The sequence below is a fragment of the Bacillus mojavensis genome, from assembly GCF_012648005.1.
GTDB lineage: Bacteria > Bacillota > Bacilli > Bacillales > Bacillaceae > Bacillus > Bacillus mojavensis.
Genome location: NZ_CP051464.1, coordinates 3,413,081 through 3,427,483, shown reverse-complemented (window position 1 = coordinate 3,427,483; position 14,403 = coordinate 3,413,081). Strand labels below are relative to the sequence as shown.

At 40.6% G+C, this 14,403-nt stretch carries 20 protein-coding genes; all 20 read left to right on the top strand.

The annotated features are described in order from the left end of the window. Nucleotides 1–63: 63 nt before the first annotated feature. The 20 genes from degU (at nucleotide 64) to hpf (ending at nucleotide 14,294) form a co-directional block, all read left to right on the top strand. Nucleotides 64–753, top strand: a complete 690-nt coding sequence (gene degU, locus HC660_RS17910; RefSeq protein ID WP_003219701.1) for a two-component system response regulator DegU — start codon at nucleotides 64–66, stop codon at nucleotides 751–753. A gap of 96 nt (nucleotides 754–849) precedes the next feature. Further along, nucleotides 850–1,695, top strand: a complete 846-nt coding sequence (locus HC660_RS17905) for a DegV family protein (protein WP_168748869.1) — start codon at nucleotides 850–852, stop codon at nucleotides 1,693–1,695. Between the two features lie 106 nt (nucleotides 1,696–1,801). Next, nucleotides 1,802–3,196 (top strand): ATP-dependent helicase ComFA, encoded by a 1,395-nt coding sequence (comFA, locus tag HC660_RS17900; RefSeq protein WP_168748868.1) that lies wholly within the window; start codon nucleotides 1,802–1,804, stop codon nucleotides 3,194–3,196. A 56-nt stretch (nucleotides 3,197–3,252) separates the two neighbouring features. Beyond that, nucleotides 3,253–3,549, top strand: a complete 297-nt coding sequence (gene comFB / locus HC660_RS17895; protein WP_010332068.1) for a late competence protein ComFB — start codon at nucleotides 3,253–3,255, stop codon at nucleotides 3,547–3,549. Continuing rightward, complete coding sequence (locus HC660_RS17890; RefSeq protein WP_168748867.1) at nucleotides 3,513–4,235, top strand: double zinc ribbon domain-containing protein; 723 nt, start codon at nucleotides 3,513–3,515, stop codon at nucleotides 4,233–4,235. The genes comFB and HC660_RS17890 overlap by 37 nt, the downstream gene beginning before the upstream one ends. Nucleotides 4,236–4,308: 73 nt before the next feature. Next, on the top strand, nucleotides 4,309–4,728 hold the full coding sequence (locus tag HC660_RS17885) for a TIGR03826 family flagellar region protein (protein WP_168748866.1): 420 nt from the start codon (nucleotides 4,309–4,311) through the stop codon (nucleotides 4,726–4,728). An 80-nt stretch (nucleotides 4,729–4,808) separates the two neighbouring features. Continuing rightward, entirely contained in the window at nucleotides 4,809–5,075 is a 267-nt protein-coding gene (gene flgM, locus HC660_RS17880; protein WP_010332065.1) for a flagellar biosynthesis anti-sigma factor FlgM, read from the top strand. 14 nt (nucleotides 5,076–5,089) lie between these two features. Beyond that, entirely contained in the window at nucleotides 5,090–5,572 is a 483-nt protein-coding gene (flgN, locus tag HC660_RS17875) for a flagellar protein FlgN (RefSeq protein ID WP_168748865.1), read from the top strand. Between the two features lie 18 nt (nucleotides 5,573–5,590). Beyond that, a complete protein-coding gene (flgK, locus tag HC660_RS17870) occupies nucleotides 5,591–7,114 on the top strand; it encodes a flagellar hook-associated protein FlgK (RefSeq protein WP_168748864.1) in 1,524 nt (507 codons plus the stop codon). A gap of 9 nt (nucleotides 7,115–7,123) precedes the next feature. Beyond that, the gene (flgL, locus tag HC660_RS17865) at nucleotides 7,124–8,020 is read left to right on the top strand and encodes a flagellar hook-associated protein FlgL (protein WP_010332062.1); all 897 of its coding nucleotides are present in this window, start codon (nucleotides 7,124–7,126) and stop codon (nucleotides 8,018–8,020) included. A 46-nt stretch (nucleotides 8,021–8,066) separates the two neighbouring features. After that, nucleotides 8,067–8,642 (top strand): DUF6470 family protein, encoded by a 576-nt coding sequence (locus tag HC660_RS17860; protein ID WP_168748863.1) that lies wholly within the window; start codon nucleotides 8,067–8,069, stop codon nucleotides 8,640–8,642. 20 nt (nucleotides 8,643–8,662) lie between these two features. Further along, nucleotides 8,663–9,094, top strand: coding sequence for a flagellar assembly protein FliW (fliW, locus tag HC660_RS17855; RefSeq protein ID WP_010332060.1), 432 nt, complete (start codon nucleotides 8,663–8,665; stop codon nucleotides 9,092–9,094). Then, nucleotides 9,088–9,312 carry a carbon storage regulator CsrA gene (gene csrA / locus HC660_RS17850; protein WP_010332059.1) on the top strand — a complete coding sequence of 75 codons (225 nt, stop codon included), beginning with the start codon at nucleotides 9,088–9,090 and terminating at the stop codon, nucleotides 9,310–9,312. The genes fliW and csrA overlap by 7 nt, the downstream gene beginning before the upstream one ends. Nucleotides 9,313–9,457: 145 nt before the next feature. Further along, nucleotides 9,458–10,312, top strand: coding sequence for a flagellin Hag (hag, locus tag HC660_RS17845; RefSeq protein ID WP_168748862.1), 855 nt, complete (start codon nucleotides 9,458–9,460; stop codon nucleotides 10,310–10,312). Between the two features lie 229 nt (nucleotides 10,313–10,541). Beyond that, nucleotides 10,542–10,871 (top strand): flagellar protein FlaG, encoded by a 330-nt coding sequence (flaG, locus tag HC660_RS17840; protein WP_010332057.1) that lies wholly within the window; start codon nucleotides 10,542–10,544, stop codon nucleotides 10,869–10,871. 17 nt (nucleotides 10,872–10,888) lie between these two features. Further along, complete coding sequence (locus tag HC660_RS17835) at nucleotides 10,889–12,385, top strand: flagellar hook-associated protein 2 (protein WP_168748861.1); 1,497 nt, start codon at nucleotides 10,889–10,891, stop codon at nucleotides 12,383–12,385. A gap of 21 nt (nucleotides 12,386–12,406) precedes the next feature. Next, nucleotides 12,407–12,808, top strand: coding sequence for a flagellar export chaperone FliS (gene fliS, locus HC660_RS17830; protein ID WP_010332055.1), 402 nt, complete (start codon nucleotides 12,407–12,409; stop codon nucleotides 12,806–12,808). Then, the gene (fliT, locus tag HC660_RS17825) at nucleotides 12,805–13,146 is read left to right on the top strand and encodes a flagellar protein FliT (protein ID WP_106021960.1); all 342 of its coding nucleotides are present in this window, start codon (nucleotides 12,805–12,807) and stop codon (nucleotides 13,144–13,146) included. Before fliS ends, fliT begins: the two co-directional genes overlap by 4 nt. Nucleotides 13,147–13,155: 9 nt before the next feature. Beyond that, nucleotides 13,156–13,533, top strand: coding sequence for a DUF8042 domain-containing protein (locus HC660_RS17820; protein ID WP_010332053.1), 378 nt, complete (start codon nucleotides 13,156–13,158; stop codon nucleotides 13,531–13,533). A 191-nt stretch (nucleotides 13,534–13,724) separates the two neighbouring features. After that, nucleotides 13,725–14,294, top strand: coding sequence for a ribosome hibernation-promoting factor, HPF/YfiA family (gene hpf / locus HC660_RS17815; RefSeq protein ID WP_010332052.1), 570 nt, complete (start codon nucleotides 13,725–13,727; stop codon nucleotides 14,292–14,294). Nucleotides 14,295–14,403 lie beyond the last annotated feature (109 nt).

Genomic DNA, 14,403 nt, shown 5'->3' with positions numbered 1-14,403 from the left:
GCCAAAAGGCATATTGACCGAATACCAGAGTATATAGAACAATAATACAAGGAGGCGTGGCTTGTGACTAAAGTAAACATTGTTATTATCGACGACCATCAGTTATTTCGTGAAGGTGTGAAGCGGATATTGGATTTCGAACCTACCTTTGAAGTGGTAGCGGAAGGAGACGACGGAGATGAAGCGGCTCGTATCGTTGAGCACTATCATCCTGATGTCGTGATCATGGATATCAATATGCCGAACGTAAATGGCGTGGAAGCTACAAAGCAGCTTGTAGAGCTGTATCCTGAATCTAAAGTAATTATTCTATCGATTCACGATGACGAGAATTATGTAACACATGCCCTGAAAACAGGTGCAAGAGGTTATCTGCTGAAAGAGATGGATGCTGATACACTGATTGAAGCAGTTAAAGTAGTTGCCGAGGGCGGTTCTTACCTTCACCCGAAGGTTACTCACAACCTCGTAAACGAATTCCGCCGTCTTGCAACAAGCGGAGTTTCTGCTCATCCTCAGCATGAGGTCTATCCAGAGATTCGCAGACCATTACATATTTTAACAAGGCGGGAATGTGAAGTGCTGCAAATGCTTGCAGACGGAAAAAGCAACCGCGGAATCGGTGAATCATTGTTTATCAGTGAAAAAACTGTTAAAAACCATGTCAGCAATATCTTACAAAAAATGAATGTAAACGACCGGACGCAGGCCGTGGTGGTCGCCATTAAAAATGGTTGGGTAGAAATGAGATAGCATGAAACTGGACTTGCCTTTTTGAGGCAGGTCTTTTTTTAGGCTTCTGTTTCCCTTACAATAGAGTCATAAAGTGATAAGGCAGGTAACGAAGCTATGAATATTGCAGTAGTAACAGACAGCACGGCATATATTCCAAAAGAAATGCGTGAACAAAATCATATACACATGATTCCTCTCCAGGTTGTTTTTGGAGATGAAACGTATCATGAAGAAACAGAAATGGACTGGGAAAGCTTTTATCAAGAAGTGAAAAAACATACAGAGCTTCCGTCCACTTCTCAGCCTGCGATCGGCGAGCTGGTTGCTTTATATGAAGAGCTCGGCAAGTCATATGATGCGGTGATCAGTATTCATCTTTCTAGCGGAATTAGCGGAACGTTCAGCAGTGCAGCTGCAGCGAATACAATGGTCGATAATATTGAAGTGTACCCGTTTGACTCAGAGATCAGCTGTCTGGCTCAAGGTTTTTATGCTCTGAAAGCAGCCGACTTGATCAGAAATGGAGCTTCATCTCCGGAAGATATTATAAAAGAACTGGAAGAAATGAAAAAAACCGTTCGTGCATATTTTATGGTGGATGATTTAACTCATCTTCAGCGAGGCGGACGATTAAGCAGTGCTCAAGCCTTTATTGGGAGTCTTCTAAAGGTAAAGCCTATTCTGCATTTTGACAATAATGTAATTGTGCCTTTTGAGAAGATCCGTACACGCAAAAAAGCAATTTCACGGATTTACGAGCTTTTAAATGAAGACGCGAGTAAGGGTATGCCGATGCAAGCTGCCGTTATTCACGCTAATCGAGAAGAAGAAGCATCGAAAATTATTGAAGAGCTCTCTGCAAAATATCCGCATGTTGAATTTTACAACAGCTACTTTGGTGCTGTTATAGGCACTCATCTTGGTGAAGGTGCAATAGGAATCTGCTGGTGTTTTAAATAAATGATGAAATCTCCGTTTTAGTAGCGGGGATTTTTTTAAATTCTTTTTTTAGCTGTTAGACAGCATATTTTCATTCGGGCATAATGTCTTGCAAGGAGGCCGTACTATGCAGACTAAGACATCAGAATCGAACAGTCTATTCTCTAAAGAACTGCAGCAGCAGCTCCAGAGCCGTCATCTGCTTAGAACAGAAATCTCATTTTCTGACGAGATCATTGATTGGCATACCGAGCATGGTTATATATCTGCCGAGGAGTCATTATCCAAAAATAAACGGGGATATAGATGCAATAGATGCGGTCAAAATGATCAACAGTATTTTTCATCGTATCATTCATTTGGAAAAGATAAAGTTTACTGCCGCTCTTGTGTCATGATGGGCAGGGTGAGTGAGGATGTTTCTTTATATTCTTGGAGTAAGGAGGCAGAGGCAAACTGGAAGCCTATGAAACTGACTTGGGATGGAAAGCTTTCAAGCGGACAGCAAAAGGCAGCTGACGTCTTAATTGAAGCAATTTCGAAGCAAGAAGAGCTCCTTATTTGGGCTGTTTGTGGCGCAGGTAAAACTGAATTATTATTCCCGGGTATAGAATTGGCATTAAATCTAAAACAGCGTGTTTGTATTGCGACCCCACGCACCGATGTTGTATTAGAGCTTGCTCCGAGGCTGAAGGCTGCATTTCGAGGTGCTGATATTTCAGCTCTATACGGAGGAAGTGAGGACAAAGGGCGTTTATCTCCGCTTATGATTTCCACAACCCATCAGCTTTTGCGTTATAAAGACGCATTCGACGTCATGATCGTTGATGAAGTGGATGCTTTTCCATATTCCGCTGATCAAACCCTTCAATTCGCTGTTCAAAAAGCGAGAAAGAAAAACAGCACGCTTGTTTATCTAAGCGCCACACCTCCTAAAGAATTAAAAAGAAAAACATATAAAGGTGAGTTGAAGTCCGTTCGCATACCGGCCAGATACCACCGGAAGCCGTTGCCTGAACCGCGCTTTCAATGGTGCGGAAACTGGAAAAAGAAATTAATCCGAAATAAGATCCCAAATGCGGTAAAAAGATGGATAGAGCAGCATGTAAAAGAAGGAAGGCCCGTTTTTTTATTTGTTCCATCCATTTCTATTCTGGAAGAGGCTGCTTCTTGCTTTAAAAATATGAATTATCGAACAGCGTCTGTACATGCGGAAGACAAGCTCAGAAAAGAAAAAGTGCAGCAATTTCGAGACGGTCAGTTTGATCTGTTAATCACAACAACAATATTAGAAAGGGGTGTCACAGTTCCTATGGTCCAAACAGGCATCTTAGGGGCAGAATCGCCCATCTTTACGGAAAGCGCGCTTGTGCAAATCGCGGGAAGGACAGGCCGGCATAAAGAACATGCAGACGGTGATGTCATTTATTTTCACTTCGGAAAAACAAAGAGTATGATAGAGGCAAGAAAACATATCAAAATAATGAATGAATTGGCTTTGAAAAATAAGTTGATAGACTAGTTAATATTTAAAAACATGATACAGTATACTCATATAACTAATGAGGAGCTGTAAAAATGCTTGTCAATTCAAAAGAGATTATGATGCAAGAACTTTTTGACCGATATATGGATCAGCTTCATATGACCTGCACTTGCCAAGTATGCAAAAATGATGTACTGGCACTTTCTTTAAACCAAGTAAGACCAGCTTACGTCACTGATGTAAAAAAGATTGCATATACGAAAGCTGAGCTGGTAGATAAACAAAAAAACACGGCGATGCTTGTGATTTTGGCTGAATCAGCTGCTGTGGTATCGGAGAATCCGAGTGATCAATGCGAAATGAGACAGGAGGAGGCTATAAAAAACTGATCTGTCTATTGTGCGATTCACAATTTTCTCAAGCTGTTTCATGGTGCTCACTATTTTTATTACAACCTGACGATAGGGTCTGCCAGTCCTGCAGAAATAAATTACAGATCATCAAAGGGGCCATCTGTCCGCTTTGCGGAAGACCTCAAACCGTTCATGAAGTGTGTGCGGATTGTGAGGCATGGAAATCAAGAATAGATGACGGCTTAAGGCTCAGCCAGAACCGTTCTGTTTACTTATATAATGACATGATGAAAGAAACGCTTGCCCGTATGAAATTTAGGGGAGATGCAGAGATAATAAGCGCTTTTAAGAATGACTTTTCCTCTGAATTCTCTGCTGTCTATCCAGATAAACGCCTTGTGCTCGTTCCCATTCCGTTAAGTGAAGAACGGAAAGCAGAACGCGGCTTTAACCAGTCACAAATGCTTGCTGAATGCTTAAACCGGCCCATCCTCAATCCTCTCATCCGCCTGAACAATGAAAAGCAGTCTAAGAAAAAGAAAACGGAACGCCTGCTTTCAGAGCATGTTTTTGTAACAAAAAACAGCTCGGTTGAGGGTATGGATATCGTTTTAATCGACGATCTTTATACCACAGGCGCCACTTTACACTATGCTGCCCGCTGTTTATTGGAGCAAGGCAAAGCTGGTTCAGTGTCATCTTTTACCTTAGTGAGAAGCTAAATGATTCAATTTTTGTGCCGATATAATGTCTAGAAATTACTGCAGGCATATTAATGAATAAGGAGTAAAAATAATGGGTGAACTGGCGAATTGTCCGAAATGCAATGCTCTATTTTTAAAAACAAAGCTGCAAACCGTGTGTCAGGCGTGTATTAAGGAAGAAGAAAAATCATTTGAGACTGTATATAAATTTTTAAGGAAACAGGAAAACAGGCAATCAACGCTTAGCCGTATAACTGAGGAAACTGGTGTGGAGGAAGAGCTGATTTTAAAATTCATCAGGCAAAAACGAATTCAAATCACTCATCTGCCGAATTTGGCATACCCTTGCGAAAGGTGCGGGACATCGATTAGGGAAGGTAAGTTCTGCAAGGCTTGCCAGTCCGATATAAGGGGGCAAATAGATCATCTGAACCAAGAATCCGCATTGAAAACAGAGCGAGAAAATAGTAAAAAAGACACATACTATGCCTATAATACCAAAAACAGCTGATTCCCTAAACTAACTGAAACCGCAGTCGATAAAAGGGTTAAGATTGTTTAAAGACTGCAACGGAAAGCGAGAGGAATCCTATGAAAATCAATCAATTTGGAACACAATCCGTTAATCCATACCAAAAAAATTACGAAAAGCAAGCAGTGCAAAAAAATGCTGCACAGCCTAAAGATAAAATTGAAATTTCATCGCAGGCTAAAGAGCTGCAAAATGCATCCGACGCAGTCACTGGTTCACGCCAGGAAAAAATCGCGCAACTAAAAGCGCAAATTGAAAACGGGTCATACAAAATAGACGCAAATCATATAGCAAAAAACATGATTAATTTTTATAAAAAGCAGTAAAAAAGGAGAAAGCCATGTCAGCAAAGCCAATTATTGAACAATTGAAGCGACTTTGCGTTCTGCATGAGCATTTGCTCACGCTGTCTGAGGAAAAAACGGAAGCGCTCAAAGCCGGCAAAACAAAAGAGCTTTCTAACATTTTGACAAAAGAACAAAAATACATTCAAGCAATCGAACAGACAGAAGATGACCGGATTAAAGCGGCTTCCGCTTTTCTTGGATACAGCGAAAATAACACTATTTCTGCTTGTATCGCCAAAACGTCAGGCAGAGAAAAGGAAGAGCTTGAACTTTTGTTCGAATCTCTTACTAAAGTTCTCGGGCGTCTAAAAGAAGTGAATAAGCTGAATAGGCAGCTAACAAGAGATGCACTGCAATTCATCTCTATTTCGTACGATATGCTGGTTCCTAAGGATAATAACTTTAATTACAGCAAACAGATTAAAGCTGAGCTTCCGAAGAGCAGCCGGCTGAAACTGTTCGATTCAAAAGCTTAGCGGAAAGGAATTCAGAATATGACATCTACCTTTATGGGGCTTGAAACTGCAAGGAGGGCGTTAAGCGCTCAGCAGGCAGCGTTAAGCACTACTGCAAATAACGTGGCAAATGCAAATACCGATGGTTACACAAGACAGCGGGTGTCATTAGAGGCAACCGATTATTTCCCTGCTGTATCAAAAAATGCAGAAAAAACTGCGGGACAAATGGGAACAGGCGTTCAAGGGAAGTCAGTTGAGAGAATAAGAGATATTTTTCTTGACTACCAATACCGTCTCCAAAATAATAGTGCCGGATACTATGACACGAAAGCCAAAGCTCTCTCCCAAATGGAAGGCATCTTAAATGAGACGGACGGCAGCGGCTTAAATAGTGTGCTCAATTCGTTTTGGAATTCTCTGCAAGAACTATCCAATAATGCAAATGAGGACAGTGCGCGTTCTGTTGTCTCTCAAAAAGGACAGGCTGTTGCTGATACGTTTAATCATATTTCTGAGTCCCTTACAAAAGTTCAATCAAATTTAAAAGCAGAACTAGATACTAGTGTACTAGATGTTAATTCACTGCTATCTCAATTAAACAGTCTCAATAAGCAAATTGCACAGGTAGAACCAGTCGGTCTGCTTCCGAATGGCTTATACGATCAACGTGATTTGCTGATTGATAAATTATCTTCAATTGTTGATGTCAAAGTGAGCTACAACAAATCAGGCGGGAATGCGCTTGCTTCTTCGGAAGGAACTGTATCGATCGAAATCCTGGATAAAAATAAACAGTCGCTGGGAACTGTTCTGGACGGAAAAAATTATGAGGTTTCAGAGCTGAAAGCTAACTATGATAATGAAACGGGCTTAGTGACAAGTATTTCAATTGGAGACACTGCGGTTCAAGCTGAGTCGTTCAGCAGCAATGGATCACTGTTAGGATTTATACAGTCTTATGGATATGTCACGGCAGACGGCAAAGAAAAGGGCATATATCCGGAGATGCTTTCAGATCTTGATCATATGGCGCTCGAATTTGCAAAAGCTTTCAATGAAGTACACCGAAATGGTCTGACAGAGAGCGGTGAACAAGGCGGGGACTTTTTTGATTTTACCGGGGGTGAAACTGAGCCGGCAAAAGGCGCAGCAGGTAAGATTAAAGTCACTGACAGCATAAAAGATTCAAAAGGCGCGAATATCGCTTTCTCACTTACTGGAGCAGCAAACGATAATTCAAACGCAACGAATTTAGCAAATGTGTTAACTGGGGACATCACCATTAACGGAAAAGAAACGAGTGTGCTAGATTATTATGCTGGTCTCATTGGCGAGCTGGGGATCAAAGCTCAAGAGGCGAATCGGCTGGCATCTAATACAGAAACACAGCTGAATGATGCAGACATAAACCGTCAGCAGATGAGCGCTGTTTCTTTAGATGAAGAAATGACCAATATGATTCAATTCCAACACGCATACAATGCTGCTGCAAGAATGGTAACGTTACAAGACGAAATACTCGACAAAGTGATCAATGGCATGGGTGTCGGAGGAAGGTAGGTAGATCAAATGAGAGTAACACAAGGGATGATTCAGCAAAACTCATTGAGATATATCGGTTCAAGCTACTCAAAGCTGGATAAACTTCAATCACAGATTTCTTCCGGAAAAAAAATCTCAAAAGCTTCCGATGATCCAGTAGTAGCTATGAAAAGTTTAAAGTACAATACGCAATTATCTCAAGTTCAGCAATACCAAAGTAATGCTTCTCAAGCCTTTACTTGGCTTGAAAACACAGAAACAAACATTACTGAAGGAATTGACATTATGTCAAAGGTTAGAGAGTTAGCTGTTCAAGCTCAGAATGACACAAATGGTGAAGCAGAATTGCAAGCAATTGGTGTAGAAGTAAAACAATTAAAAGAGCAGCTTTTAAATATTGCTAATACACAAGTGAACGGCAGATATATCTTCAATGGCACTAATTCAGATACACCCCCAGTTAAAGACAACGGCGACGGAACTTATACGATTTCTGATACCGCTGACGTTATTGTCAATATATCGGATAATATGTCATTAAAGGTGAACTCAGATCCGAAGGCAGCCTTTGGCGGTACTTCTGGAAGCGGACAAAATGTGTTTGAAATGCTTAATTCATTTGAGACAGCACTTAATTCAGGCTCTTTGGACGATGTGGACAGCGTTTTAGATGATATTGATCAATTTTCTGACGGTATGAGTGCAGAACGATCTGATATTGGAGCGAGATATAATCGTCTTGAACTGATTAATACAAGACTTTCAGCTCAAGAAGAAACAGCTACAAAAGTGTTGTCAGACAATGAAGATGTAGAACTGGAAGAAATAATAACTGAATTTATTGCGCAGCAAAGCGTGCACAGGGCTACTCTGGCTGTAAATGCGCAAATAGTTCAGCCTACATTGATCGACTTTTTAAAGTAAGCGGCTCTCAGGAGTTCGCTTTTTTTATAGTTTAGGAGGTAGAGTGATGCAAATTCCCAGATTGATTATGCATAGTGTTCAAGGGAAAATTGGTTTAACAACGACGCCTGCCAGCTTAAAAATGGAGCAGCCGCAAGCCGACTTGGAAATTGAACAGCCAAGCGCGGAAATGGAAATATCGGTGACCCCGGGAAAACTCACGATTGACCAGACGCAAGCATGGGAAGAATTAGACAGAAAGCATATATCCAAAAGAATCGAAGAAGCTGCCCAACAAGGGCATGAGGATGTAATGGAAGGGATAGCCCGTACCGCAGAAGAAGGAGACGAGCTTATGAGAATTGAAAATAAGGGGAACCCAATCGCTTCACAAGCAAAGAGGAACTCTGAGATGCACCAAATTCAATTAGGCGAACATTATGCTCCTTCTCTTTCAAGGGTGAAAATACAATATACCCCGTCACAGCTTGATATTCAGATTACTTCGCGAAAACCTGTTATTCAGGCTGAACCGCATAAGCCGATTGTTGAATATACGCCGGGAAATGTTAAGGTTGACATGCTCCAATACCCTGATTTAAATATAGAGGTAGAAAACCTAAAAGAATCACTCGAAAAGTAAAAAGAAAAGGATCGTGAACAATGATCATTCATACTAAATACCATGGCCAAATGAATGTAAAAGAAGAACAAATCATTCTTTTTGAAAACGGGATTCCGGGCTTTTTAGAAGAAAAACAGTTCGTCATTCTTCCGCTTTCAGAAGACTCTCCATTCGTGGCGCTGCAGTCCGTCACTTCAGAGAATCTTGCGTTCATTGTTGTAAGTCCGTTTATCTTTTTTAAGAATTATGAATTTGACCTTGATGAAGCAACTGCTGAACTATTGGATATCGATAATATTGAAGACGTAGAAGTCATGACATTATTGACTATGGCAGACCCGTTCGAAAAAACTACTGCTAATTTATTGGCTCCTATTATTGTGAATCGCAAGAACATGCTGGCTAAGCAAGTCGTTTTACACGACTCCCCATATACGACAAAGCATCCGATTGGAGGAGAATCATGCTAGTTTTATCGCGGAAAATAAACGAAGCGATTCAAATAGGTGCTGATATTGAAGTAAAAGTGATTGCGGTTGAGGGTGACCAAGTGAAAATTGGAATTGAAGCCCCAAAGCATATTGATATTCACAGGAAAGAAATTTACTTGACCATTCAGGAAGAAAATAACCGTGCGGCAGCGTTATCCAGCGATGTGATCTCCGCATTATCCTCACAAAAAAAGTGAGGATTTTTTTTATTTTTGTATTAACAAAATCATAGACAATCCGATATTAATGATGTAGCCGGGAGGAGACGCAAGAGACTCCGCCAGCTATAAAAAATGAGGCGCAAGGACGTGCCTAAATACACATTCAGGGAGGAACAAAACAATGAGAATTAACCACAATATCGCAGCACTTAACACACTAAACCGTTTGTCTTCAAACAACGGTGCTAGCCAAAAGAACATGGAGAAGCTTTCTTCTGGTCTTCGTATCAACCGTGCAGGAGATGACGCAGCAGGTCTTGCGATCTCTGAAAAAATGAGAGGACAAATCAGAGGTCTTGAAATGGCTTCTAAAAACTCTCAAGACGGAATCTCCCTTATCCAAACAGCTGAGGGTGCATTGACTGAAACTCACTCTATCCTTCAACGTGTTCGTGAGCTTGCAGTACAAGCAAACAATACTGGTACTCAAGACGCTACTGACTTAGGTGCTATCCAAGAAGAGATCGGTTCCCTACTTGAAGAAGTTGGTGGCATGACAGGTGGAAGTAAAGGTATCTCTGACAGAACTGAATTTAACGGTAAGAAGCTTCTTAATGGCGACTTTGCTACTGACAAATTAACATTCCAAATTGGTGCAAACGCAGGGCAACAACTTGCAGTTAATATCGGCGACATGAGTGCAACTGGACTAGGAATTGACGGTATCAATGTTACTGCATTCAAAGATGATGCAACAGCATTTGACACACAACTTGGTTTAATTGATACTGCTATTAACAATGTTTCAACTCAACGTTCAAAACTAGGTGCGGTACAAAACCGTCTTGAGCATACAATCAACAACTTAGGCGCTTCTGGTGAAAACCTGACAGCTGCTGAGTCTCGTATCCGTGACGTTGACATGGCTAAAGAGATGAGCGAGTTCACAAAGAACAACATTCTTTCTCAAGCTTCTCAAGCGATGCTTGCTCAAGCGAACCAACAGCCTCAAAACGTACTTCAATTGTTACGTTAATTTTGAAAAAGACCTTGGCGTTTGCCGGGGTCTTTTTTTATATTCCTAACTCCATATCTTTCCCCTTACTGTCTATAACCCGTGATATAATAATCGGATTCTCCACTATCTTATAAATGTATTTCCAAACAAGAATTTTAAAACAGATGAGTTTTTTTCCATAAATATGTGTAATCTTATCTCGACTTAGTCGATATAAACGATAGATTGGGACATAGGGGATGATCAATTGAATATTGAAAGGCTCACTACGTTACAACCCGTTTGGGATCGTTATGATACTCAAATACATAACCAGAAAGATCATGAGAGTGAGGTTCCTGTTCATCAAGTTTCATATACCAATCTTGCTGAAATGGTAGGGGAGATGAACAACCTTTTGGAACCGTCGCAAGTTCACCTGAAGTTTGAGCTCCATGAGAAGTTAAATGAATACTATGTAAAAGTAATAGAGGACTCTACAAATGAAGTCATCCGCGAAATTCCGCCGAAACGGTGGCTTGATTTTTATGCGGCTATGACTGAATTTCTTGGGTTATTTGTAGATGAAAAAAAGTAGATTAGGAGTGGTTTGGAATGGTCACGAGAATAACAGGTTTGGCGTCAGGAATGGATATAGATGATATCGTATCAAAGCTGATGCAGACAGAAAGAGCGCCGCTTGATAAGCTGACACAAAAAAAGCAGACGCTTGAATGGCAGCGTGACAGCTATCGTGAAGTCAACTCAAAAATAAAAGAACTACAAGATTATATGTCTAAAAATACGTTGACATATCCGAGCACGTATCAGAGCAAAACTGTGACCAGCTCCAATGAGTCTGTGTTAACTGCTACAGGAAGCGCAAGTGCGCCAAACTCTTCTTCTACTGTTGAAGTAGCGAGTTTGGCAACTGCAGCAACGTATAAGGCAAATAATTATACGGGATACACACAAGGCGATTATAATTTGGCATTTAACGTTGTGGCGCCTGGCGAGACAACTGCAAAAACAGTGAACATCAGTGTGACGAGCGCCGATACGATTGATAATGTGATTTCTAAACTTAACAGCTCAGATCTAGGAGTATCAGCATTTAAAGATAAAATTTGGAACGGTACAGAGTATGTAGAAACGATTGCGTTTTCTTCTAAAGCAACAGGTGCAGGAGGCAGCATACAGGCAGCAGACTCTGCTACATCCGACTTTATGTCCGGTCAGCTTGGTTTTTCTTTAGACGCTGATAATAAGCTCACTGCTTATAAAGAAGGAACAAATGCAAAGGTCACAATTAATGGCTTTGAAATGGAGAAGTTGACAAACAACTTTACGGTTAATGGCGTTACCTACTCGATCAAAAATACAACTGCAGCCACAGGCCCTGTTACCACATCTGTTTCTACTGATGTTGACGGAATTTATAACCAAATTAAAGAGTTTGTAGATAAATACAATGAATTGGTAGACAGCCTGAATGAAAAGCTGCAAGAAGAGAAGTACAGAGATTATACTCCGCTGACGAGTGAACAAAAAGAAGCAATGTCTGATAAAGAGGTAGAACTCTGGGAGAAGAAGGCAAAAAGCGGTTTGCTGAGAAATGATTCCAGCATCAGCACCGGCACGAACCAAATGCGGACTGATTTTTATTCTCAAGTAAATGCGGATGGAAAAACCTATCAATTGACTGAATTTGGCATCACAACCTCAAGTACTTATCAATTGCGGGGCCATTTAGAGATTAATGAAGACAAACTGAAAGCAAAAATACAAGAAGATCCACAAAGTGTTGCCGCCTTATTTACAAACGGAACGAACAGCAGTGCCTATAGTGATAAAGGGATTATGAAACGTATCGGCGACACACTGAAAAGCACAGTGAAAAGCATTGAAGCAAAAGCCGGCAATTCAACAATGGGAGCAAGCGACTATTCAATTGGGAAGAATTTGCGTTCCATCAGTACTGAAATCAGCGATATGCAGGACCGATTGAACACAGTAGAAAACCGTTATTATAAAAAATTCAGTGCAATGGATTCAGCAATTCAAAAAATGAATGAACAAGCGTCCTATTTATCACAGCTTCTTGTACAATAAATGTAATTTGGAGGATGACACATGGCGATCCAAAATCCTTATGCAGCTTATCAGCAAAGTTCAGTGAATACCGCTACGCCCGGTGAACTGACGCTTATGCTGTATAATGGCTGTTTGAAATTTATAAAACTTGCATGCCAGGCCATTGAGAATAATGATATAGAACGTAAAAATGAAAATCTGATTAAAGCGCAAAATATCATTCAGGAATTAAATGGCACGCTTAACCGCAACATAGAGCTTTCCGGTTCAATGGGTGCGATGTACGATTATATTTACCGAAGACTGGTAGAGGCAAATATAAAAAGTGACAAGAGCATACTGGAAGAAGTTGAGGGGTATGTGACAGATTTTCGAGATGCATGGAAACAGGCCATTCAAATCGAACGAAAGGACCGGCATGGGTCAGGCGGAATTGCATGAAACAAATAGATCAATTATCAATTGAAACAAAAAGTATGCTGTCACATATACAAAACACACCAGAGAGCGATGAACTTTTAAAGCAAATTGAGGACTTTGTGGCAAAACGGAATGAACTCATTGAGGACATCTCTTTGCCGCTCTCGGAAGAAGAAAAGAAGCAAATGAAACTTGTGCTGACATGGGATCAGCTTATTGTGAAGGAAATGGAAAGACTGAAGCAGTCAATCGCAGCAGAACTTCAGCAGGTGAAAAGAAAACGCGCGATGCATACGACGTATTTAAACCCTTATAACAACATCACAATTGACGGCAGATATTATGACAAGCGTAAATAGGTGAGTGCCTTGAAGAGCATTGAAGATTATACGCTTTTATCAGCTTATTATCATCTTCTTTTTACAATTGAGGAAGGGCTGTGCTATTTGATAGAGGCGGAACAGAATTTATCAAAAACAGAAGGGGATCGGATCTACCAAGATCTGATCCAAGCCTTTTTTTATTTGGATTCCACCCATTCAACTCTTCTTTTCGTGATGAACACGCGGTGCGCAGAAGTATGCGTTAAGGCTTTTGACGAGATTTTTGCAGAATTTGATCAATTGGTTTCTTTCTCATTCCCCTCTCATGAATTTTGCGAGTATTTAAAAGGACATTTTCTGAATCATTATAGGAAATGGATGCTGTCCATTCATCGATGTATGGAGCCCTTTGTGATCAATTGACTTTGTGTAAGGCATTTTTTCTTATTACCAGCATATACATATACCTCCCGTCACCATAGGAGCATCAGCATAAATCGGCACAATTCGACAGAGTTCACTGAATTTTCACAAAAGGTTTACGTTTCAGCAGGAATTGTAAAGGGTAAAGGAGAAATAGATACATATCCTTAATAAAAGGGAGGCGTTCTTTGATGAACTATAACATCAGAGGAGAAAATATTGAGGTGACATCCGCGTTAAAGGATCATGTCGAGAAGAAGATCGGCAAGCTGGAGCGTTATTTTGAGCAAAGTGTAAATGCCGATGTGAACGTCAACTTGAAGTTTTACAATGACAAGGAGTCTAAGGTTGAGGTTACGATTCCAATGACAGATCTGGCGCTTCGGTCTGAAGTGCATAACGAGGATATGTACAATGCAATTGATCTCGCTACAAACAAGCTGGAACGTCAAATCCGTAAGCATAAAACAAAAGTAAACCGCAAATTCCGTGAGCAGGGTCTTCCGAAATCTGCATTGGCAAACGGCCTCGGCTCTGATACAGATATAGCGGTTCAGGACGAAATAGAAGAAGATGAAAGCTTAGAAATCGTCCGTCAGAAGCGCTTTAATTTAAAGCCGATGGATAATGAAGAAGCAATCCTACAAATGAATATGCTCGGCCATAATTTCTTTGTTTTCACAAATGCGGAAACAAACCTTACAAACGTCGTGTATCGCAGAAATGACGGGAAATATGGCCTGATTGAACCGACTGAATAATGAAGAGCAGCCTTCCGTGATTTTCACGGAAGGTTTTTGTTTTTTCTTATTTGCAAATTCTTTGGAAATTAGAGAAGGTATGATATGATAATGAGAGGTATACATGGAC